Origin of the sequence: Arthrobacter sp. 2RAF22 (assembly GCF_052115325.1) — a bacterium.
GTDB lineage: Bacteria > Actinomycetota > Actinomycetes > Actinomycetales > Micrococcaceae > Arthrobacter.
In genome coordinates this window covers 499,380-521,683 of record NZ_JBFRGL010000001.1, presented here as the reverse complement: position 1 = coordinate 521,683, position 22,304 = coordinate 499,380, and the positions used below count along the sequence as shown (strand labels likewise).

The window sequence follows — 22,304 nt, the reverse complement described above, 5'->3', positions numbered from 1 at the left end:
GCAGTCGCTTTATCGAAATTGCGGGCTTCTTCCAGCCTTTTGGCGAGACTCATTGGACTACTACCCTTCTGTGAAGTTTCTTATGTGGCCTTTCTTCCCAAGACGGTTTGAACCGATCAACCAACTCGGAAAGTCCTCTGGCGGCGGCATCCTTGGATCCGTCTTGCAGCAAGGGCACACCTTTGTTGGTTGAAAACGGAACGGCGGTGGAGCGGCGAAGGACCACGTCAACCGGCGAACCAATCGTGGACTCCACGTCCTGAAGCGTGAGGCCGCTTCGACGGTCCGCGAAGTTCAGGACGATATGGCGCCTCTCCGGGAGAAGACCCACCTCATTGAGAATGTTCAGTCCCGTCCGGAGTCCGCGAATACTGGGAATGTCCATCCCGCAGACCCACACGACGTCCGTGGCTACCTCCAGGGTGGCGAGTACATGCTCACCCAGGCCAGGCGCGGTGTCGACAACAACAAACTGAAATTCATCTGAGAGTTGCTTGATCAGGTGCCCTACTTGATCACCCGAGATCTTGTCAGCGTCCACTGGATTGAGCGGAGCACAGAGCGCGTAGAGGCCGGCAGGATGCATCGTCAGATAAGACTTGAGGACCATGCTGTCCTGAACCGCGGCTCCGTCCACGGCGTCCGTAAGAGTTCGCTCAGGGTCAAGGTTGAGCCCCGAAGCAACATCTCCAAATTGCAGGTCCAAATCCAGTACGACGACGCTCATCGGCGCAACTTTGGCCAAACCCACAGCGAGGTTCGTTGTGACGGTCGTCTTGCCAACACCTCCCTTCGGAGACATGACCGCGATGACGCGGGCGCCGCTGGGGTGACTCTCTACTGAGCTTCCAAGGCCACGACGCCTCCCGGCGGCGGCCAGGCTTGCACGTTCGAGCATGGCGCGGATTTCATCCGCGTCCGCATTGGGCGACAGTAGATCGCGGACCCCGGCGCGCATTGCCGGCAGGGCTATTTCCGACCTGCTTTCCGTGACAAGGACGACGCTGATTTCCGGGAACTGAAGGTCGAAAAGGCTTGCTAGCCGGATCGAATCCTCGAGCGGGAGGCCTGGACCGAGGAGGATGACCTCGGCAATCTCTCCCGTCAGTACACGGAGTATGTCCTCCGGGCTCGGTGGCAGGTAATCAGCTGTGATCACGTGGAGGGTGCCGCGCAGGCCGGTGGCCGCATGCCGCGCCCTGCGCTCGAAGTCCGCATCACACGTGATCACTACGAACCGGCTCATCGGTACAGCTCCGTCTTCTTGATGACAACAGGTGCGCTTTCTGCTGCGGAGGCGGGTTCTTTGGTGAGCCATAACTTGCCGAACTCAGCTGCGAATGCCAATTTGGCTGAATCCACGTCACTGCGAGCGAAAGTCACGAGCAACTGGCCGGTTGGCAGTTCAGTGTTCGCCTGTTCCTGCGAGTTTGAGGTTGAGTTCGAAGCCTTGGCTTGGGAACGCTGCACGCTTGTGACCAGAACCTTGTGGAATACCTCCTGGGACGTTGCTGCGCTCGAGGAGTCACCGCCGGATCCGGCAGGGAAGAGGACGACGATACCTACCGTGTCGCCCGCGGCGATTCGTCCACCCACCACTCGCTGGGCCTCCAGTTGCACGGAGATTTCCTGCATTCCAGCCGGGACGGGAACAGAGCCAGGTGCCGCCAAGCTGCTGGGGTCGACTAGCCGTGCGCCCAGCAGGGCCTCGCCCGGCAAAAGGTCCGTTCCAGCCACTTTCCCTTGGACGCCGTCCAGGCTCTTGAGCGCACCGTTGGGGACGGACGCTGTCGGCAGAGACGTCAGCTTTACCGACGACCTAATCGTGTCAAGGCTGGCGCCCGAGGGAATCTGAGCCTGGACCACCAACACATCAACAGGTTGAAGGTCCTTCTGAGCCCGGGCTTCAGATCCTTGTACGTATGAGACCAGTAGCAGTGTGCCGGCGATTGCGAGCACTAGAGCAACGATGCCTCCCAGTAGGCGAGTTTTCACTTTCTTCCCCTTAATTAGTACCTAGTTGCTGAGACCGATGTTTTCGGTTCCGAGGTCCGATCCACCGCCACCACTGCCAGCCGCGTCGATGGTCTGATATTTGATGAACTGTCCGATGATGCAGCGATCATTTCCGCCCGAACATGCCAGCGAACTCGTCATGTTGGGGTCCGATGTCTTGTTCCGGAACTCATAGACGCCGTTGTTTCCGAATTTCCAACCCCAGATCTTGAAGGTTGCATAGCCGATGATGTTGAACGTGCCGTTATTGCCCTGGTTGCTGGCGTTGTCGAAGACCGGGAAGGTCACGTCGGCGTCACCGCCGCCAAGAATGGTGTCTTCCCAGCCTTGGAGAGTGCTCTGGCAAAGGCTCGGAGGGTTGTTTCCCGGGTCCGAGCCGATGGTGTTGCTTCCGACCTGCGTGCTTGCATAACACGGAGCACTCTGGGTCAGCCAACCCCAACCGCCAGGTATTTGCGTTCCGGATGGGCCAGTGCATGTTCCGCCTGGCTTGTACGAGATCCTTTGAACCTCAGCGGTTTGACTGGCGGACGACAAGTTGAAGCAGCTGTCCGAAATTGCCAGCGGGAATGCGCCGGCCGAGCCTAGCGGCCCCCATTTTGCTTGGGCGGAGGCGCGGATATCCGCTGTCTGAATCCCGAGGGCGCGTGCGAAGACGAGGGAGAAGTGATTGCTCGCGGACGGATCCTGGGCCTGAATGGTCACGTTCACAATGTTGCCGCTGACGGTTGCGACGATTGCTTGACCATGGCTGTCCAGGGTATTGCCATTGGCAAACTGTGCTGCGTATGCCGTCTGATCTGCGGGACAAGTGCCGGCCGGCAGTTTGGAACACTTTTGGGCAATCGCAATGGCCGCGGCATCCGCCCCGTTCTGGAGCTGTGCGTGCTCGGAATACATTGAGCCGACATCCACCGCGAACGCCGCCATACCAAGTAGGACCACCATGAGAAAGGCAGTCATCGGAGCTACGACGCCGCGCTCCGGTTGATCGATCCTTATCCGCCGCATCGCATAACACCTGTCCCTTTGACGGTCAGACTTGAAGGCATGCCTGGAATAAGTGCGGGGAAGCCGGTCATCCAGGCGGTCGTGTAGCTTACGTTGGCGACCGCGTTATTCCCCGAAGAACATGTGCCGGTGCCCGAATACGTGATGGTGATGTTTGACGCATTCAGAGCGACGGACGGCGCCGCCGCAATTCCGGCGCTCTGCGCATTTGAAGCGCTGTAAGTGGTCTCTGAACAGTGGATGGCCGCGTAGCGCGAGGCCTCCCGACCGGCTTCGGAAAGCGAAACTTGAATGTTGAAAGCCCTGCCGAATTCGGCGATTCCCAGAACAAGAACAATCAACAAGGGAAAGACGAGGGCGAATTCGACGGCCACTGCGCCCGATTCCCGGGTTGTGGTCGTCTTCGCGGTTGAACGGTTCCGGATTCTCATCACAGACCTGCCACAACATGTTCGAACCCTGGAACGAGTTGGGCCCCCAAAGTGCCTACGATCGTGAAAATGATCGTGGCGATGAAGGCAACGAGGAGGCTGTACTCTACGGCGCTGGCGCCGGCCTCGGAGGCACTCGTGACCCTGAGTGCTTTCCTCAGACGTAGTGAGAGAGTGATTACCTGAGACTTGAGACCTTGCACAACCCCTCCTTGACGAGAGTGATTACCAAATAAAAAGCCCAGGGGCGAAGTGGTTACCAGTGGAGCAGAAGCCCGTACTGTTCCGCCCGCCCCTGGGCTGATTACTTTGTTGTTGTTTGCTAGAGCTGGCTTGAGATGGAAGTGAAGGCGGTGTTGATCTGCCCGCCGAGCGTGCCGACGATCACGACAATGACCGCAGCGATCAGGGCTACGAGCAAGCCGTATTCGACTGCTGTTGCGCCCTTTTCCGATTTGAATAGCTGCTGCGCACGCCACCTAAGAATCAGTGCTTGCATTCCCAGAGTCTTCATCGGACTTGCTAGAGCTTGTTTGAGATGGTTGTGAAGGCGGTGTTGATCTGCCCGCCAAGAGTGCCGACGATAACAACGATGACGGCGGCGATGAGGGCTACGAGCAGGCCGTATTCAACGGCTGTCGCACCCTTTTCGGAATTAAAGCGCTCTTTGACGCCGGCGACGAAAGCAATGACGGAAACCATGAGAGATGACATTGGAAAACCCTTCCCAGATAAGTGAATTTGTCTACGAATCCCTGCCGCTTACATATCCCTTTGGCGGTTCGGATTTCGATAGGACAAGAATTGCCCCTGGGAGGGTTAACAAACAATGCGTAGTGGTACTCGTCTTTCCGGCAGTGGATGGCGCTGACTACTCGAAGTACGATTCACGGGTACTCGGTTTACCTGCCTAAGTACTACTTAGGCGCCCGCGCAGATGGGGCTCTTGTGAACCGAGGGAACTGGGAAGAACGTCAGGACCTCACGCAACGAGAAGGGCCACTCCAATTGCCGCGGCGAACATGGCAGGTCCGTGTGCCACCTCAGATGGCTTGGTTCCGCGCTTCAGGCGCAACATCAGCACCGTCACCACCCCGCCCACCACGAAGCCCAGCAGTCCCCCGTAGAACACGTGGGTCCAGCCCAAGTAGCCCAAGTACATTCCGAGTGGTGCCGAGAGCTTCACGTCGCCCATTCCGAGGCCTCCCGGAGAAATTAATCCGAGAATTAAGTACCCCAGGAACAAGATGACGCCGCCGGCAGCCGCTCGCAGCAGCCCCGGCCAGTCCGGAACAAGCACAGCCGACATAGTTAACAGACCAAGCCCGGACGCAAGCAGCACCAGGACCAGCGGGTTTGGAAGCAAATGGTGCGCGATATCAACGCGTGACAGCTGCACGGCGAGCACTGACAGGAGGAGATAGGCGGGGAGTGCCGGAGACAAGCCGAACCGCAGCGTCATGAGGGCAAACAACACCGCGGTGGCAACCGCCGTCGTGAGCCTTATGGCGGGGGAAGGGAGCCCGCCAAGCCGCGGCATGGACCAACTGATCAGAAGCTCTGCCAGAGGGCTCGTGAGCAGCCCCAGGAGCCCGAAGGCGGCCACAAGCAAGGGCTGGGCGGCAGTTGCTGTCATCGCATCTCCTAGGAGCTCAGGAAGGGTCTCAGTTGTTCACGCTGGTTGCCAGCCTATTTTGACCCTGAAGCTCCTTGCCGCTATTGTTGATAGTCGTTGTGCGTGTCCTTTCTCGATGACACATGCCCGCTTGGGGATCCAGTTGCAGGATCGTTAACTCGACAGGCATATCGGGACTTCGGGATGACTGGTACATAGAGCCCTCACCTCTGCTCCGGTAACGCATACCTAGTAGGCACACGCTTCAAGCGTGCCGCCTAAAACATGAACGCCAGAACAAGAACGAGGCAAAACCGTGCGTACGTACACCCCGAAGCCCGGCGATATCAACCGCCAGTGGCACGTCATCGATGCCACCGACGTTGTCCTTGGTCGTCTTGCCAGCCAGACCGCAACACTGCTGCGCGGAAAGCACAAGCCGACCTTTGCGTCCCACATGGACATGGGCGACTTCGTCATCATCATCAACGCTGAAAAGGTCGCCCTGACCGGCGCCAAGCTGGAGCAGAAGCGCGCATACCGCCACTCCGGCTACCCGGGCGGCTTGACCTCCGTCAACTACGCGGAACTGCTGGAATCCAACCCGGTCCGCGCCGTGGAGAAGGCCATCAAGGGCATGCTCCCGAAGAACTCCCTCGCTGCACAGCAGCTGGGCAAGCTGAAGGTATACCGCGGTGCAGAGCACCCGCACGCCGCCCAGCAGCCCAAGACTTTCGAAATCACCCAGGTCGCCCAGTAGTCCTGGCCACCAAACAACTTTTAATCAAGGAGAATCGTGGCTCAGAACGAAGAACTGACCACCGAGGCCGTTGTGGCTGAGGAAAACCTGACCAGCTACACCTCGGAGAGCGGTCCTGCAGAAGCAGAAGCGCCGAAGAAGGAGCGCCCGGCACTTACCGTTGCCGGCGCCGCAGTTGGCCGTCGTAAAGAAGCTGTTGCACGTGTTCGCATCGTGCCCGGCACCGGCAAGTGGATCATCAACGGCCGCGAGCTGGCCAACTACTTCCCGAACAAGCTGCACCAGCAGGACGTCAACGAGCCCTTCAAGATCCTTGATCTTGACGGCGCCTACGACGTCTTCGCACGCATCCACGGTGGCGGCATTTCCGGCCAGGCCGGTGCACTGCGYCTCGGCATCGCCCGTTCGCTGAACGAGATCGACGCCGAGAACAACCGCGCCACCCTGAAGAAGGCCGGCTTCCTGCGTCGTGACGCCCGCGTCATCGAGCGTAAGAAGGCTGGTCTCAAGAAGGCACGCAAGGCACAGCAGTACTCCAAGCGCTAAAACCGCTTTCCCCTGGTGTTGTCGCTGGCGCGACATCACCAGGGGCAGTCAGAGGCCCGTTCCGCCATTTTGGTGGGGCGGGCCTCTGTCGTTGGTAAGCAACGTCAATCGAACAGTTAGGGCCGAAGGGCGTAGTACTGCGCTCCATCGATGGTCTCTGCCTTGTAATGGGTACTCACCCAATCGACTATCCGCGCGGCCTCGCCATGGCCTTCCAAGGTGGTTGGTGGCAGTTTCTGGATAACCATGGATCCGACGCGGCCAGCATGAACAAGGTCCTGGAATTGCTCAAGCGTCGGAAAGGGGTCGGTTCCATCAAAGCCCCCCACGGGCATCACCGCCCGCCCGCTTGTGAGCTGGTAATTTGCCGCGGATTCAGAACCAACCATCGCAGCGGGCCAAGTGACACTTTGGGGGTCTTGGCGCAGCCGATCGATGACGGCGGGCACCGGGATGTCCCCATAGGAAAGAATCAAGAGCGTCGGCGGGATGTTCGGCGGCAACTGCAGCCTGTCCGGGCTGTCTGTTCGGATGTGCAGGATGCTCGGACCAGCTATCACTCCAGCGCCGACGTGTGCGCTCAAGGTGGTATTGACCGACCAAAGCACGGGCCCCGCCAAAAGGGTCACTAGGGGCACCGCAACGGAGACCCATCGGATCCGAAGGCCCGACGCGGGGATAAGTACAACTGCGATGGATACTGATCCCAGGATGAGGAGCGCCTGCGGAAACCAAGGGAAATCGCTCGTTGAACGTGCCGCTGAGACATAAGCAATTATCATGCAAGCCAGCAAGGCTATTCCGAGGCCGAGGCGCGGTTTCCAGCGTCTCGTATGCCGCACGAGGTGAACGAACCCAAAGGCGGCCAAGCAACTCAAAGGTGGCACCGCCGCGAGTGAGTAGTAGGGATGGACAATCCCCGACATGAAAGCAAGGACAGTGGCCGAAGTAGCAAACCAGATCCCGCACAGAAGCAGCACGGCGCGCTTGGACGTTCTGTCGGTACGCTTCCACAAAAACCATGCCGTGATGCAGATTCCGGCCAGGGCCAGTGGCAGGAACCAGCCGAACTGACCGGTAAATTGCGGCTCCAGAAATCGCTGGAATCCGGCTTCGAGGTCGTCCGAATTTCCAGGAGTCATAGTTCGAACGGCGGCCTCACCGGTCAGACGATCGAGGCCGTTGTACCCCACAGTGAGTTCTACGACGCTGTTGTTCCTTGTGCCTCCAATAAATGGCCGCAAGGACGGGTTTACCAACTGAACAAGAACAAACCACCAGCCACCCACGAGCGCCGCCACGAAGAATGCCGCACCTAGATGCATAAACCGCCTGACGACCGCGGCACGGGAAAAGGCGAGGTAACTCACGGCGAGCGCCGGGAGAAGGAGCAGGACCTGGAGTTGTTTGGCTAGGAACCCGGCGCCAACACAGGCTCCCGCGACGAGCAGCCAGCGCAGCTTACCCGCGTCGATCGCTTCAAGGGTCCCGTAGGCGGCCCCGATCATGAGGAGCGCCAGCAGCGCATCAGGGTTGTTGTACCGAAACATGACGGTTGCCACTGGGGTAATCGCGAAGAAAAGCCCTGCAAGCAGGCCAGTTGCGGGGTCGGTTCGCTTCGTTACCATCCGATACAGCAAATAGACGCTGAGTACACCCATCAGGGCTTGCGGCAGGAGGATGCTCCATGAGTTAAGCCCGAAAATCCGCACGGAGAGGGACATGATCCACAATGACAGGGGAGGCTTGTCAACTGTTATCGCATTGCCCGGGTCCGAGGAGCCGTAGAAGAATGCCGTCCAATCTTCCGAACCGGCCATGGCGGCGGCCGAGTAGTAAGAGTTTGCCCAACCGTTTTGGTCGAGTCCCCACGCATAAAGGACTGACGTGAGAACGAGGAGGCCAAGAAGCGCCGGGCGCGCCCACGCCGGATTCGCGGGATTCCCGCGAAACCACTTTCGGATGACCTGCGAAGGGCCCCCGATGACGGTGCCCGGGACTGCTTGTCCGGGAAGTCGGCTGGTTTTGTTGCTCAAACTGCCAACTGCTTAATGGGAGCCACGCCACGCCGTTCCTCCGACCGACGAACCCGGAAGACCCAGATCCGGAGCAGGACGAATCGGACAAGGGTTGCAAATATGTTTGCGCAGGTCAGGACGAAAAGCTCGGTGCTGGGCGATGCGTCCGGATGGATGGCATGTAGTAGTAGCAGGGAAGAGGAAGTGATTCCCCAGGCGACCAGGAACACCACGAGGCCTTGAAACTGTTGGGTGAACTGCCGCTCGGGTCCATGGATCCTGAACGTGAAGCGGCGGTTGGCAGCCGTGTTCGCGATGGCCGTGAGCAACAGGGCCAGGAAGTTTCCCTGCTGGGGACCAAACGGGCCCTGGAACAGCAGATATAGCAAAGCAAAAGCAAGAGTGGAGAACGCGCCGACGATTCCGAAACGTATCACTTGGCCGAAGAAACTTGGACGCGTTGGCGCGGCGATAGGTCCTCGCCCCAGCTCCGCGTATATCGCTTGCAAAGGGATATTTCCCTTCATCATGGAACCCGCGACGCGCACGAGGCCCCTGATATCGTCGATGGCCGTTTGGCGGATATCCACCCTGCTGTCTGGATCGTCGATCCAGTCGACGGGAATCTCGTGGATTCGAAGCCCTGCCCGCTCTGCCAAGATCAGCAGTTCGGTGTCGAAGAACCAGCAGTTGTCCTTCACATAAGGAAGCAGCCGATGCGCGACTTCTGCCCTGACGGCCTTAAAGCCGCACTGGGCGTCGGAAAACTGGACCTGCATGGTCCGTTTAAGAATCAGGTTGTAGCTCCGGGAGATGAATTCCCGTTTGGGACCTCGGACTACTCTCGAAGTCCGGCCGAGGCGGGTGCCGATGCTGACATCCGAGTGTCCGGAAAGCAGGGGAGCGATAAGCGGCGGCAACGCCGCCAAATCGGTCGAGAGGTCCACATCGACATATGCCAGAACTTTCGCTTCAGACGAGGTCCAGGCGTCGCGGAGCGCGAAACCCCGCCCCTTTGTCTCAAGGCGCCGATAACTGACATTGGGAACCTCATCAGCGAGCTTCCGCGCAATTAAACCGGTCGCGTCCGTGCTCGCGTTATCGGCAATCGTGATTTTCCAGCTGTACAACAATTCCCGGGAAAGATAGTCGGCAAGCCGGTAAATGCTTCGTTCGAGTATGGCGGACTCGTTGAATACGGGGACAATTATTTCGAGCGCCAAGCCCCCAGAGCTAGGTGTCATGCGGTAATCGTAGATACTTGTTAAGGGGCATTACTAGAGTGGAGCAAAAAGCGCAAGTCAAGTAGTTCCACTCTATCGATCGCGCGGTTGAAGGAGTATGCACGGCCCTTCCGGCACTCCTTCGCTCGGCCCCTGCAACCGTCGTCTAGACTGGGACGCGATGGCTAGATTATTTGGAACAGATGGCGTGCGTGGTCTCGCCAATGGATTGCTCACCGCGGAGCTTGCTCTTCAGTTGGCCCAAGCTGCAGCAGTGGTCCTTGGCCACGAGCGTGCGGCCAACGGAACGCGGCCCCGCGCCGTGGTCGCCCGGGATCCGCGCGCCAGCGGGGAGTTTATCGCCGCAGCGGTGGAAGCCGGACTTTCGAGTTCCGGCATCGACGTGTACGACGCCGGTGTGCTGCCCACGCCCGCAGCGGCCTACCTCATCGCCGATCTCGATGCCGATTTCGGCGTCATGATCTCGGCCTCGCACAACCCCGCGCCGGACAACGGCATCAAGTTCTTTGCCCGCGGCGGCCAGAAGCTCCCGGACGAGGTTGAGGACGCGATCGAGGCCCAGCTCGGCAAGGAACCCTCACGCCCCGTGGGCGGCGACGTCGGCCGGATCCAGCGCTTCTCGGACGCCGAGGACCGCTACATCGTCCACCTGCTCGGCACCCTGCCGCACCGTCTTGAGGGCCTCAAGGTTGTCCTGGACTGCGCCCACGGTGCAGCCAGCGGCTGTTCCCCGCAGGTCTTCTCCAGTGCCGGCGCCGAAGTTGTAGTGATCGGCGCTGAACCCGACGGCCTGAACATCAACGACGGCGTCGGTTCCACCCACCTGGGCCAGCTCAAGGAAGCAGTCGTCAAGCACGGCGCGGACTTCGGCATTGCCCACGACGGCGACGCCGACCGCTGCCTGGCCGTGGACCATGAAGGCAACGAGGTTGACGGTGACCAGATCATGGCGATCCTGGCCCTCGCGCTGAAGAAGTCCGGAAAACTGAAGGACGACGTCCTGGTAGCCACCGTGATGAGCAACCTCGGACTCAAGATCGCCTTGCGTGAAGCTGGAATCACCATCCGCGAGACCGCGGTGGGGGACCGGTACGTCCTGGAGGCAATGCGCGACGGCGGCTTCAGCCTTGGCGGAGAGCAGTCGGGCCACGTGATCTTCTCCGATTACGCCACCACCGGCGACGGCGTCCTGACCGGACTTCAGATCGCCGCCCAAGTGGCCGGCACCGGACGGACCCTCCAAGACCTTGCCCGCGCCATGACCAAGCTGCCGCAGCTCATGATCAACGTGAAGGGCGTGGACAAATCACGCGCCGCCACGGACGAAGGCGTCGCTGCCGCAGTCGCCGCCGCTGAGCTCGAACTTGGTGACACCGGCCGCGTGCTCCTCCGGCCGTCAGGCACCGAAGCACTGGTGCGCGTGATGGTGGAAGCCGCGGACATGGAAACGGCCACCCGCATATGCACCGAACTCGCCGGCGTCGTCGAAGACCGCCTCGCCATTCCACGCGAACTGGCAGTTTAGCCCCGAAGCCAGCAAGCAACTGTGGCCCGTCTCCATGAGGAGGCGGGCCACAGTTAGTTCAAGTGCTTACCTTTGGCGGTGCTTACCTTTGAGCCAGGCTGTCGCGGATCTCCGTGAGGAGCGTGACCGCGGGGTCCGCCGCCGGCTCGTCTTCCGTGATGCCCAACTTGGCGTTGCGGCGCTCGATGAGGTGGTTCATCGGAGCCACCACGACGAAATAGATTGCGGCTGCTACCAGGACGAAGTTGACGATCGCGGTCAGCAAAACGCCGAACTGAAGGTCATTTCCGTTGATGGTCACCTTCGCGAAACTGTCAAAGTTGGGGGATCCAACCAAGGCAGCGATCAGCGGCATGAGGACGTTCTTGACGAGTGCATCAACAACTGCACCGAAGGCGGCACCCATGACGACGGCTACGGCAAGGTCTACGACGTTGCCCTTCAGAATGAAATTCTTAAATCCACTCAACATGGCACCAAGCTAGTGCATGCTTGTAAATTCAAAGTGAGCAGCCGTTCAATTTCCGGGAGTGTCGGAAACTTTCCTGGTTAATCAACCGTTAGGGGTAGCCCGGCGCCGCTTCGAGTCCAAAGTACTCCTCGAGAGTGCCGATGCCTCGCTTGGCCATATCCGTCGCAGCCTCAACCCCGACGAATCGCAAATGCCAGGGCTCGTAGTAGTAGCCCGTGATCTCATTGAGCATCCACGGGTACCTGACAACAAATCCGTGCTTGTACGCATTCGCTTTGGCCCAGACGGCCGCCGGCTGATCAGCGAAGCAGGGTTCGAAGCTGCACGCCCCGCCGCCGTCGCCGATGTCGAAGGCCCAACCGGTCTGGTGTTCCGAGAAGCCGGGACGGGCGGAAGCCGTGTCCGCCGAGGCCTGGCCGCGCGTGCTCACGTAGCCGTTGTATGTGGCGGTTTGGGTCTGGAAGGAGCGGTAACCGGACGCCAAGGTCATGGTGGCGCCTTCCGAGGCGGCTGCTGCGAAGAGCTTTTCGGCCGCTGCGGCGGTGGTGCTGTTGAGGAGGGACGCCTCTCCGCTGACTGCGAGTTGCACGCGGGGCTGTATCAGGTCGGGAGGGACGAACTGCAAGGGGGTCAGCGGCCGGTGCTTGTTGACGATGACCCACTGGCTCGCCGGGTCGCTCAAGGAAAACTGCTGGGACAGGACCCCCGACGGCGGAGCCTTCGACGGCGGTGCGCTCGACGGCGGCTCGCTCGCCGCTGCGGTGGGAACCGCCGTCGTGGTCGCAACGGTCGGCGTCGCGGTTTGGAGACCCGAGGGGGACGGTGCCGACGTGGGCGAGGCGACCCGGGTATCCGGGCTGCAGGCCGCCAAGGCCGCCATTCCCGCCCCTGCGGCAAGAAGCGTCGCGAAGGACCTTCGGCTGGGGCCGCAGTTGTAGCACATCCGTGCTAGACCTTTCGGAGTAGCATGCGGCGGATGGAATGGTCGGCATCCTTGGTGAGGACAAGTTGCGCCCGGCCGCGGGTGGGGAGCACGTTTTCCTCAAGGTTGGGCTCGTTGATCCGCTTCCAAATGCCGCGTGCAGTGGCTTCGGCCTCGGCATCGGAGAGCGTCGCGTAACGGTGGAAGTAGGATTCCGGCTGGGCGAACGCGGTGCTTCGAAGCTTGCGGAAACGGTCCACGTACCAGTCTTCGATGTAGGAGGTCTTGGCGTCAACGTAAATGGAGAAATCAAAGAAGTCGCTCAGGGCCAAGCCTTGCCGGCCGTCCTGCCGGGGACGCGCAGGGGCCAACACGTTGAGGCCCTCGACGATCAGGACGTCGGGCCGCCGGACCACTACTTCCTTGTCCGGGACGATGTCGTAGGTGACGTGCGAATACCAAGGAGCCCGGACTTCTTCGGCGCCCCCCTTGATCGCACTCACGAATCGAAGCAAAGCCCGGCGGTCGTAGGACTCCGGAAAGCCCTTGCGTTCAAGCAAGTGCCGGCGCTTCAACTCGGCGAGGGGATACAGGAACCCGTCGGTGGTGATGAGTTCGACGTTCGGGGTGCCGGGCCAGCGGCGGAGCATCTCGCGCAGCACGCGGGCGATAGTGGACTTGCCGACTGCCACCGAACCCGCGACGCCGATCACGAAGGGCGTGCGCTGGGTCTGCTCTCCAAGAAAGGTGGTTGTGGCTGCATGAAGCTGTTGTGACGCCTGGACATAGAGGTGCAACAAGCGGGAGAGCGGGAGGTAGACCTCGCGGATTTCCTTCATGTCCAGGGGATCGCCAAGGCCGCGAAGCCGGATGATGTCCTCTTCGTTAAGCGGCTGCTCCATCTGCGCACCGAGCCGGGACCACGTCTGCCTGTCCAGTTCCACGAACGGAGAGGAGCTGTCGCCGTTCGCTTCGTTGCGTTGCAAAGTCACCATAGAGATTCTGCCCCTCCGTTGGCTGATCCGGAAATACAGCATGAACGGCGGGCAGATTTTGTGTGAGCATGCTCTCCCGGAAAAGGTGCATGAACCTGCATATTCCGCGGACTGGGCTGATTGCGGGCGCGGATATCCTACGTCCATTTCGCGGGGCAACCGCTACTCTTGTAGGCATGTGTGGAATCGTAGGTTACGTTGGCAATTCATCCCGCCGGGCAGATGCCGGGCACTCGGCCCTCGACGTCGTACTTGAAGGACTCCGGAGGCTTGAATACCGGGGCTATGATTCAGCCGGAGTAGCAGTGGTGGCTGATGGAACCATCACAGCCCGGAAGAAGTCCGGGAAACTGAGCAATCTACTGAACGAGCTCGAGGGAAATCCGCTCCCGGACTCGCTGACCGGCATCGGCCACACCCGTTGGGCCACCCACGGCGGACCCACCGACCAGAACGCCCACCCGCATCTGGCCGATGGCGGGCGCCTGGCGATGATCCACAACGGAATTATCGAAAACTTCGCCGAGCTCAAGCAGGAGCTCATCGCCAAGGGTGTCACTTTCGAATCGGAGACGGACACCGAGGTGGCGGCAGCACTGCTGGGCGATATTTTCCGCAACCAACTCAATGGCGACTCCTCCAACGGCAGGCTCACCAAGGCGATGCAGCTCGCGTGCCAGCGGCTCGAAGGCGCGTTCACGCTCCTCGCCGTGCACGCGGAACGGCCCGACGTCGTCGTCGCCGCGCGTCGCAATTCCCCCCTTGTCGTAGGACTGGGGGAAGGCGAGAACTTCCTTGGCTCCGACGTTTCCGGTTTCATCGACCACACGCGCCGCGCCGTCGAGCTTGGCCAGGACCAGATCGTCACGATCACCGCCGACACCGTGGAGATCACGGACTTCTTCGGCGCCCCCGCCCAGGGCAAGGAATACCACGTTGACTGGGACCCGGCTTCTGCGGAAAAGGGCGGCTTCAGCTCCTTCATGGAGAAGGAAATCCACGACCAGCCCGACGCGGTCACCCAAACCCTCCTCGGCCGCTCGGACATCAACGGCCAGCTGACTTTGAGCGAGCTCCGGATCGACCCCGAGTTGCTCAAGCAGGTCAACAAGATCATCGTCCTGGCCTGTGGCACGGCCGCATACGCCGGGATGGTCGCCAAGTACGCCATCGAGAACTGGTGCCGCATCCCCACCGAGGTGGAGCTTGCGCACGAATTCCGCTACCGCGACCCGATCGTTGACGCCAACACGCTGGTGGTGTCCATCAGCCAGTCCGGCGAGACCATGGACACCCTGATGGCGGTCCGTTACGCCCGCGAACAGGGCGCCAAGACGATCTCCATCTGCAACACCAACGGATCCACCATCCCGCGTGAATCAGACGCCGTTCTCTACACCCACGCCGGTCCGGAGATCGCCGTCGCTTCCACCAAGGCGTTCCTGGCCCAGATCACCGCCGCCTACCTCCTGGGCCTCTACCTCGCCCAGTTGCGCGGAAACATCTTCTCCGGCCAGATCAAGGACGTCCTGGCGGACCTTGGCAAGATTCCCGCCCACATCCAGAAGATCCTCGACAACGCGGGTCCCCTCCGCGAGCTCGCCCGCAGCATGAAGGACGAGAAGTCGGTCCTCTTCCTGGGCCGCCATGTGGGCTTCCCGGTAGCACTCGAGGGCGCGCTGAAGCTCAAGGAAATCGCGTATATCCACGCTGAAGGGTTCGCTGCCGGTGAGCTCAAGCACGGTCCGATCGCCCTGATCGACGAAGGGCAGCCCGTCTTTGTGGTGGTTCCCTCGCCGCGGGGCCGCGATTCCCTCCACGCGAAGGTTGTTAGCAACATCCAGGAAATCCGCGCCCGCGGTGCGCGCACGCTGGTGATCGCCGAGGAAGGCGACGAAGCCGTGCGGGCTTACGCCGAGCACGTTTTCTACGTCCCCCAGACGCCTACCCTGCTGATGCCGCTTCTCACCACTGTTCCGCTGCAGATTTTTGCCGCAGAGCTCGCCAAGGCCAAGGGGTACGACGTGGACCAGCCGCGCAACCTCGCCAAGAGCGTGACCGTAGAATAACGGCATGATTGTTGGCATAGGCGTAGACGTCGTAGACATAGAGCGCTTCGGGCGCCAACTCGAGCGGACCCCGGGCCTCCGTGACCGTTTGTTTGTTCCCGCGGAACGCGAGCTCAACACGCGGTCCTTGGCCGCGCGCTTCGCGGCCAAGGAAGCCGTGGCCAAGGTCTTGGGAGCTCCCGCGGGCATGAACTGGCAGGACTGCTGGATCGGCCTGGACCAGAACGGTCCCACCATCAAGGTGAAGGGCACCGTCCTGGCAGTCGCCGATTCCATAGGCGTGAAGCGCTGGCACGTGTCCATGAGCCACGATGGCGGAATCGCCACTGCCATGGTCATCGCCGAAGCGTAGCAGCGCAAGCAACCATGATCAGCGCCTTCACCGGAACACAGATCAGGGCAGCGGAACAACCGCTTCTTGATGCCGGCGAAGGCGCTGTTCTCATGCAGCGCGCAGCCTACGGTCTGGCAAACGCCGTCGTCCGGGAACTACGTTCGGAAGGCCGTCGCCTGTACGGCTCGAGCGTCACGGTGCTGGCCGGCAAAGGGAACAACGGCGGGGACGGCCTCTTCGCCGCGGCAACGCTCGCGAGGCGCGGCATGCGCACGACGGCGGTACTCACCGCCGGTTCGGCCCATCCGGACGCCCTCGCGGCCTTCCGCGCCGCCGGTGGACGCGTTCACGTTTTGGATGAGGACAACGCCGAAGAACTAGCCGTGCTGATTGCCGGCGACGACGTAGTCATCGACGCGATCCTGGGCACTGGTGCCCGCGGCGGCCTCCGCGGTTCGGCCGCGGAATTGGTTGCCGCCTTGGAAGAACTCAGGCCCGGCCTGGTGGTGGCCTGCGATACTCCCAGCGGCGTGGACGCCGACACAGGCGAGGTCCACTGGCCTGTATTGACGGCGCGGCTGACAGTGGCATTAGGGGGAATCAAAGCCGGGCTGATGGCCGATCCCGGTGAGGGCTGTGCCGGCCGCGTGATCCTGGTACCCATAGGCATCGAGGAAAATCTTCCGGCACCTGCCCTGAGCCGTTTCTCCGCCCCTGACCTGGCCGCCGTGCTTCCGGACCCGGGGCGCCGGGCCCAGAAGTACACCAGGGGAGTCCTGGGCGTCGTGGCAGGTTCCGGGCGCTACACCGGGGCTGCGGCGCTCTGTGTCCAGGCCGCGTCGGCGGCCGGGACGGGCATGGTGCGGTACCTCGGCCCGGAAGTGGTCGCGCGACAGGTCCTGGCGCGGACCCCCGAAGCCATCTGGGAGCCCGCCGAGCCCGGGCGGGTCCAGGCGTGGCTGCTCGGTCCTGGCCTGGACGGTGTCGAACAACTCCAGCGGGCCCGTGACGTACTGGCGTCGGCGTCCGGTGCCGGCCAACCCGCCGTCGTCGACGCCGGAGCCCTCGAGCTCCTGCCGGAACGCTGCCCACCGAACTGGATTCTCACCCCGCACGCCGGTGAGCTCGCGGCCCTTCTTGGCCGAGGTGAAGTGCGTGTCACGCGTGAAGACGTGGAATCGCGGACCGTGCACTTCGCCCGGCTAGCGGCCGAACACACGGGCGCCGTCGTGCTGCTCAAAGGTGCCACAACAGTGGTTGCTTCGCCTTCCGGGAGGGTCTTCAGCCAGTCGGACGGAAATCCGTGGATGTCAACGGCAGGCAGCGGGGACGTCCTTGGCGGGATCGTCGGCGCGTTGGCTGCAGCGTACGCGGAATCCGGGCTCGACGACGACGGACCCTTCGCCGCACTGGGAATCGCCCCTGACGAGCGCTGGGCTGCGGTAGCCGCCGTCGGCGCGAGCATCCACGGAATGGCTGGTAGCGCGGCCTCCAGGGGCGGCCCGTTGACCGCTTCCGGCATCGCCCGGGCGGTCCCCGACGTCTTCCGATTTCTCGGGGAACATCGCGCCGGATGATCCCGGATGTTCCGTGAAAGTCGCATAGTCTCGCTAGGCTGGCAGAAAGTTATCCGGCACATGAAGGAGAACACATGGACGTTTGGCCAGGATCCGCATACCCGTTGGGGGCCACCTTCGATGGCACGGGAACCAACTTCGCGCTGTTCAGCGAGAAGGCGGAAAAGGTGGAGTTGTGTCTCTTCGACGACGATGGGGAAGAGATTTCCTACACCGTCAGCGAGGTGGACGGCTATGTATGGCATTGCTACCTTCCGCACGTCCAGCCCGGACAGAAGTATGGCTACCGCGTGCACGGTCCGTACGACCCTGCTAGCGGCCAGCGCTTCAATCCCAACAAGCTCCTCCTGGACCCGTACGCCAAGGCCATCCACCGGCAGATCGACTGGGACCCGGCGCTTTTCTCGTACAACATGGGGGATCCGGACTCCCGCAATGACAAGGATTCCGCGCCCCACATGATGATGGGCGTAGTCATCAACCCGTTCTTCGACTGGGACGGGGACCACCTCCCGCGAATCCCGTACCACCGGTCCGTGATTTACGAGGCGCACGTCAAGGGCCTGACCCAGCTCCACCCCGAGGTTCCTGAGGAGCAGCGCGGCACGTACGCCGGCGTGGCCCATCCGGCGGTGATTTCCCACTTGCAAAAGCTCGGGGTGACGGCGATCGAGCTCATGCCGGTGCACCAGTTCACGAACGATGGCATCCTGCAGGACAAAGGACTGAACAACTACTGGGGTTACAACACGATCGGGTTCTTTGCCCCGCACAACAGCTACAGTTCCAAGGGCGATACCGGCCAGCAGGTCCAGGACTTCAAGGCCATGGTCCGTTCCCTCCACCGGGCCGGCATCGAGGTCATTCTCGACGTCGTGTACAACCACACAGCCGAAGGCAACCACCTCGGCCCGACGCTGTCTTTCAAGGGCATCGACAACTCCGCGTACTACCGTCTGATGGAGGGCGACGAGAAGCACTACATGGACTACACGGGCACCGGCAATTCGCTGAACGTGCGCAGTCCGCATTCGCTGCAGCTGCTCATGGATTCGCTGCGCTATTGGGTCACCGAAATGCACGTGGACGGTTTCCGCTTCGACCTCGCATCCACGCTGGCCCGCGAGTTCTACGATGTGGACAAGCTGTCCACCTTCTTCGAACTCATCCAGCAGGATCCCGTGGTTTCGCAGGTCAAGCTGATCGCCGAGCCGTGGGACGTCGGTCCCGGCGGTTACCAGGTGGGCAATTTCCCGCCGCAGTGGACGGAATGGAACGGCAAGTACCGGGACACGGTCCGCGACTTCTGGCGCGGCGAGCCCTCCACTTTGGGCGAGTTCGCCTCGCGGTTGACCGGATCGGCGGACCTTTACGAGCACTCCGGCCGGCGCCCGGTGGCGTCCATCAACTTCGTCACGGCCCACGACGGATTCACTCTGGCTGACTTGGTGTCCTACAACGAGAAGCACAACGAGGCGAACGGCGAAGGGAACAACGACGGAGAATCCCACAACCGTTCCTGGAACTGCGGCGTCGAAGGACCCACGGAGGACCCGAAGGTCCTTGGCCTTCGTGCCCGCCAGCAGCGGAACTTCATCGCCTCCATGCTCTTGTCCCAGGGTGTCCCGATGCTGCTGCACGGTGACGAGCTTGGCCGGACGCAGCGGGGCAACAACAACGGCTACTGCCAGGATTCCGAACTGACGTGGATCAACTGGGACAGCGTGGACCAGCCGCTAGTGGAGTTCACGGCAGCGGTCAGTGCCTTGCGCGCCAAGCACCCCACCTTCAGGCGCAGCCGCTTCTTCGACGGACGCCCGGTACTGCGAGGAGAAGGCGAACGGCTTCCGGACATCGTATGGCTTGACGTCGACGGAACCACCATGACGCCGTCGGACTGGGACAGCGGCTTCGGCCGCTCCGTGGGCGTGTTCCTCAACGGTGACGGGATCCGCGGCCGGGACAACCAAGGCCGGCGCATCACGGACGTCAACTTCCTGCTGTACTTCAACGCCCACGACGACGAAGTCGGTTTCAAGGTGCCCTCGGACGAATACGCACCCGCGTGGGACATCATCATCGACACCGCCGGCGGCGGAGCCGACACCGAACCCGTGCAGGCAGAAGCAGTCCTGGGTGTTGGGGCCAAATCACTCGTGGTGCTGAGGGCACACAGCGTCCCGGACACGGACCCGGACCATTCCGTGGCCGCGTCCCTCGCCGCGCTGTCGCAGACGGCCACCACCGAAACGGCTTCCTTGACTTCGCCGGCTACACCGTCGCCGTCCACCCGGAAGCTCCAGGTTGTACCGGAAGCAACCCCTGAACCGAAAAAGCACCATGCTTCGGAGCCGAAGGCTGACCCCGAAAACAAGCCCGGCGCTGCACCGAAGAAGCCCAGGAAGCCACGCGCCCACAAGAACGGGGGATCATGAGGACACCCGTCTCCACGTACAGGCTCCAGATCAGGCCGTCGTTCACGCTCCAGGACGCTGCTGCCCTCACGGGTTATCTGCGCGAGCTCGGGGTGGATTGGGTTTACCTGTCGCCCATCCTGACGGCGGAGGAGGGCTCGGATCACGGTTACGACGTCACCGACCCCTCCACCGTTGATGCTTCGCGCGGCGGCGTCGAAGGGCTCGCGGCGCTCTCCAAGGCGGCTCGGGAAGCCGGCCTCGGGGTGTTGGTAGACATTGTCCCCAATCACATGGGAGTTGCGTCGCCCCCGCAAAATGCCTGGTGGTGGTCCCTGCTCAAAGAGGGCAGGGACTCCCGCTACGCGGAAGCGTTCGACGTCGACTGGGACTTCGGCGGCGGAAAGCTCCGTCTTCCGGTCCTAGGGAGCGATCACGACGTCGACAAGCTGGAAGTGGTCGACGGCGAATTGCGCTACTTCGATCACCGCTTCCCGCTGGCCGAAGGAAGCTACGCCGAAGGTGACAACGCCAGCGACGTCCATGCGCGCCAGCACTACGAGCTGGTCGGCTGGCGAAAGGCCGACGACGAACTGAATTACCGCCGCTTCTTCGCGGTAAACACTCTCGCCGGGATCCGCGTCGAAATCCCTTGGGTCTTCGATGAAGCCCACGCGGAGATCGCCCGATGGTTCCAGGGCGGGCTTGTTGACGGGCTGAGGATCGATCATCCGGACGGGCTCGCGGACCCGGCCGGGTACTTGGAGCGCCTGAAGGAAACCACGGCCGGCTCCTATCTGATCGTCGAGAAGATCCTGGAGCCAGGGGAGGAACTTCCGGAGAACTTCGACTGTGAGGGGACCACCGGGTACGACGCCCTCGCTGACGTCGACCGCCTTTTCGTGGATCCCGACGCCGAAGCGCACCTTGACGCCTTGGATGCCAGGCTCCGGGGCACCGGCTCGCCCGCCGATTACCAAGCCATGATCCTCGGGACCAAGCGGCGCATCACGGACGGCATCCTGCATTCGGAAATCCTGCGGCTCGCACGGCTCGTCCCGGACTCTCCGGAGCTGCCCAATTCAGGGGTAGCCAGCCCGGAGGTGGTTGACGCGCTGGCTGAAATCATCGCTTCGTTTCACGTCTACCGGAGCTACCTCCCGTATGGCAAAGACACCTTGGTGGAGGCCGTCGAACGGGCTGCCCGCACCAGGCCGGAGTTGGAACCCGTCATCAAGGCACTGCTTCCGCTGCTGCTCGAGGCCAGCCATGAACTGGGCCGCCGCTTCCAGCAGACCTCCGGCATGGTCATGGCCAAGGGCGTGGAAGACACCGCGTTTTTCCGCTACACACGCCTTGGCACGCTGACTGAGGTGGGAGCGGATCCGACGGAATTCGCCTTGTCCGCGCCCGGATTCCACGAACGGATGGTACGTCGCCAGGCGCTGCTGCCGCTGTCCATGACCACCCTCACCACGCACGACACCAAGCGCAGCGAAGACACCCGCGCCAGGATCTCCGCGATCTCCGAGGCAGTCCCCGAATGGGAAGCGTTCGTGGACCGCATGCAGGAACTGGCCCAGATTCCCGACGGACCACTCGCAGCCCTCGTATGGCAAGCCATCGCAGGTGCGTGGCCGGCCAGCCGTGAACGCCTCCAGGGTTACGTCCTCAAGGCTGCCCGCGAAGCCGGCAACTCCACCAGCTGGACCGAGCCGAACGAAGCGTTCGAAGCGACGCTCGCCTCCGCCGTCGACGCCGCCTTCGATATGCCCGAGCTGACGGCAGCCCTGGAAGAGTTCGTTGCCCTGGTGGACCCGTACGGGACGTCCAACTCACTGTCGGCGAAGATGGTCCAGCTGACCATGCCGGGCGTACCGGACGTCTACCAAGGGACCGAGTTCTGGGATCGTTCACTCACCGACCCGGACAACCGGCGCGCGGTCGACTTCGAACGGCGGAAGGCCGCCCTCGCAGCCCTCGACGCCGGTGTCCAGACTGAAGCGCGGGACGAGCTGGCCAAGTTGTTGGTGACATCCAGGGCACTGCGCTTGCGCCGGGACCGGCCGGAGCTTTTCGGCGGTTACAGCGCTGTCGATGCCCAGGGTCATGCGGCCGAACATCTGATCGCGTTCGACCGTGGCGCCCTTGCCACCGGGGGCGGTGCCATCACTTTGGCCACGAGGCTCCCGCGGAAGCTTGAGCGGAACGGAGGGTGGCAGGACACCTTCATTCGTCTTGGGAGCGCGGTCCGGGATGAACTGACAGGCAACAGCTACCCTCCGGGCGAGGTTCACGTCGCAAGGCTTCTGCAGAGATACCCGGTGGCCTTGCTCGTACCCATTGGCTAGTCGG

Annotated in this window: 22 protein-coding genes; 9 read left to right on the top strand and 13 right to left on the bottom strand. The window is 62.0% G+C overall.

From position 1 onward, the window contains the following. Positions 1–49 precede the first annotated feature (49 nt). From AB4068_RS02345 to AB4068_RS02310, 8 genes are all read right to left on the bottom strand, one after another. A complete protein-coding gene (locus AB4068_RS02345) occupies positions 50–1,246 on the bottom strand; it encodes an AAA family ATPase (protein WP_441432568.1) in 1,197 nt (398 codons plus the stop codon). Further along, on the bottom strand, positions 1,243–1,995 hold the full coding sequence (gene cpaB, locus AB4068_RS02340; protein ID WP_441432567.1) for a Flp pilus assembly protein CpaB: 753 nt from the start codon (positions 1,993–1,995) through the stop codon (positions 1,243–1,245). The genes AB4068_RS02345 and cpaB overlap by 4 nt, the downstream gene beginning before the upstream one ends. Positions 1,996–2,016: 21 nt before the next feature. After that, positions 2,017–3,027 carry a pilus assembly protein TadG-related protein gene (locus AB4068_RS02335; protein WP_441432566.1) on the bottom strand — a complete coding sequence of 337 codons (1,011 nt, stop codon included), beginning with the start codon at positions 3,025–3,027 and terminating at the stop codon, positions 2,017–2,019. Beyond that, positions 3,015–3,401 carry a TadE/TadG family type IV pilus assembly protein gene (locus tag AB4068_RS02330; RefSeq protein ID WP_441432565.1) on the bottom strand — a complete coding sequence of 129 codons (387 nt, stop codon included), beginning with the start codon at positions 3,399–3,401 and terminating at the stop codon, positions 3,015–3,017. Before AB4068_RS02330 ends, AB4068_RS02335 begins: the two co-directional genes overlap by 13 nt. A gap of 56 nt (positions 3,402–3,457) precedes the next feature. After that, positions 3,458–3,661, bottom strand: coding sequence for a Flp family type IVb pilin (locus AB4068_RS02325; RefSeq protein WP_441432564.1), 204 nt, complete (start codon positions 3,659–3,661; stop codon positions 3,458–3,460). 119 nt (positions 3,662–3,780) lie between these two features. Then, a complete protein-coding gene (locus tag AB4068_RS02320) occupies positions 3,781–3,957 on the bottom strand; it encodes a Flp family type IVb pilin (protein ID WP_441432563.1) in 177 nt (58 codons plus the stop codon). Positions 3,958–3,980: 23 nt separating this feature from the next. Next, on the bottom strand, positions 3,981–4,172 hold the full coding sequence (locus AB4068_RS02315) for a Flp family type IVb pilin (RefSeq protein ID WP_441432562.1): 192 nt from the start codon (positions 4,170–4,172) through the stop codon (positions 3,981–3,983). Positions 4,173–4,440: 268 nt separating this feature from the next. Beyond that, positions 4,441–5,094 (bottom strand): prepilin peptidase, encoded by a 654-nt coding sequence (locus AB4068_RS02310; protein WP_441432561.1) that lies wholly within the window; start codon positions 5,092–5,094, stop codon positions 4,441–4,443. A gap of 295 nt (positions 5,095–5,389) precedes the next feature. On the opposite strand from AB4068_RS02310, the gene rplM reads away from it, so the two are divergent. Together rplM and rpsI are read left to right on the top strand one after the other, a co-directional pair. After that, positions 5,390–5,833, top strand: a complete 444-nt coding sequence (gene rplM, locus AB4068_RS02305; RefSeq protein ID WP_024817563.1) for a 50S ribosomal protein L13 — start codon at positions 5,390–5,392, stop codon at positions 5,831–5,833. Between the two features lie 36 nt (positions 5,834–5,869). Then, positions 5,870–6,379, top strand: a complete 510-nt coding sequence (gene rpsI / locus AB4068_RS02300) for a 30S ribosomal protein S9 (protein WP_059387396.1) — start codon at positions 5,870–5,872, stop codon at positions 6,377–6,379. A 116-nt stretch (positions 6,380–6,495) separates the two neighbouring features. Here rpsI and AB4068_RS02295 read toward each other — a convergent pair whose 3' ends face one another. Together AB4068_RS02295 and AB4068_RS02290 are read right to left on the bottom strand one after the other, a co-directional pair. Further along, positions 6,496–8,199 carry an ArnT family glycosyltransferase gene (locus tag AB4068_RS02295; RefSeq protein WP_441432560.1) on the bottom strand — a complete coding sequence of 568 codons (1,704 nt, stop codon included), beginning with the start codon at positions 8,197–8,199 and terminating at the stop codon, positions 6,496–6,498. A 212-nt stretch (positions 8,200–8,411) separates the two neighbouring features. Continuing rightward, positions 8,412–9,641, bottom strand: coding sequence for a glycosyltransferase (locus AB4068_RS02290; protein WP_441432559.1), 1,230 nt, complete (start codon positions 9,639–9,641; stop codon positions 8,412–8,414). A gap of 160 nt (positions 9,642–9,801) precedes the next feature. On the opposite strand from AB4068_RS02290, the gene glmM reads away from it, so the two are divergent. Next, complete coding sequence (gene glmM / locus AB4068_RS02285) at positions 9,802–11,166, top strand: phosphoglucosamine mutase (RefSeq protein WP_306958957.1); 1,365 nt, start codon at positions 9,802–9,804, stop codon at positions 11,164–11,166. Positions 11,167–11,248: 82 nt separating this feature from the next. Here the strand turns inward: glmM and mscL are convergent, their stop codons facing one another. After that, positions 11,249–11,638, bottom strand: a complete 390-nt coding sequence (mscL, locus tag AB4068_RS02280) for a large conductance mechanosensitive channel protein MscL (protein WP_059387399.1) — start codon at positions 11,636–11,638, stop codon at positions 11,249–11,251. 88 nt (positions 11,639–11,726) lie between these two features. Further along, the gene (locus tag AB4068_RS02275; RefSeq protein ID WP_441432558.1) at positions 11,727–12,227 is read right to left on the bottom strand and encodes a M15 family metallopeptidase; all 501 of its coding nucleotides are present in this window, start codon (positions 12,225–12,227) and stop codon (positions 11,727–11,729) included. 64 nt (positions 12,228–12,291) lie between these two features. Here AB4068_RS02275 and AB4068_RS02270 point away from each other — a divergent pair, with 64 nt between their 5' ends. After that, the gene (locus tag AB4068_RS02270; RefSeq protein ID WP_441432557.1) at positions 12,292–12,576 is read left to right on the top strand and encodes a hypothetical protein; all 285 of its coding nucleotides are present in this window, start codon (positions 12,292–12,294) and stop codon (positions 12,574–12,576) included. 10 nt (positions 12,577–12,586) lie between these two features. Here AB4068_RS02270 and coaA read toward each other — a convergent pair whose 3' ends face one another. Further along, entirely contained in the window at positions 12,587–13,555 is a 969-nt protein-coding gene (gene coaA / locus AB4068_RS02265) for a type I pantothenate kinase (RefSeq protein WP_059387404.1), read from the bottom strand. Positions 13,556–13,731: 176 nt separating this feature from the next. On the opposite strand from coaA, the gene glmS reads away from it, so the two are divergent. The 5 genes from glmS (at position 13,732) to treY (ending at position 22,300) form a co-directional block, all read left to right on the top strand. Then, on the top strand, positions 13,732–15,624 hold the full coding sequence (gene glmS / locus AB4068_RS02260) for a glutamine--fructose-6-phosphate transaminase (isomerizing) (RefSeq protein WP_306958955.1): 1,893 nt from the start codon (positions 13,732–13,734) through the stop codon (positions 15,622–15,624). 4 nt (positions 15,625–15,628) lie between these two features. After that, positions 15,629–15,976 carry a holo-ACP synthase gene (locus AB4068_RS02255; protein WP_059387406.1) on the top strand — a complete coding sequence of 116 codons (348 nt, stop codon included), beginning with the start codon at positions 15,629–15,631 and terminating at the stop codon, positions 15,974–15,976. A gap of 14 nt (positions 15,977–15,990) precedes the next feature. Beyond that, positions 15,991–17,535, top strand: a complete 1,545-nt coding sequence (locus AB4068_RS02250) for an NAD(P)H-hydrate epimerase (protein WP_441432556.1) — start codon at positions 15,991–15,993, stop codon at positions 17,533–17,535. A 74-nt stretch (positions 17,536–17,609) separates the two neighbouring features. Next, the gene (gene glgX, locus AB4068_RS02245; RefSeq protein ID WP_306958953.1) at positions 17,610–19,970 is read left to right on the top strand and encodes a glycogen debranching protein GlgX; all 2,361 of its coding nucleotides are present in this window, start codon (positions 17,610–17,612) and stop codon (positions 19,968–19,970) included. Further along, a complete protein-coding gene (gene treY / locus AB4068_RS02240) occupies positions 19,967–22,300 on the top strand; it encodes a malto-oligosyltrehalose synthase (RefSeq protein WP_441432555.1) in 2,334 nt (777 codons plus the stop codon). Before glgX ends, treY begins: the two co-directional genes overlap by 4 nt. Positions 22,301–22,304: the final 4 nt, after the last annotated feature.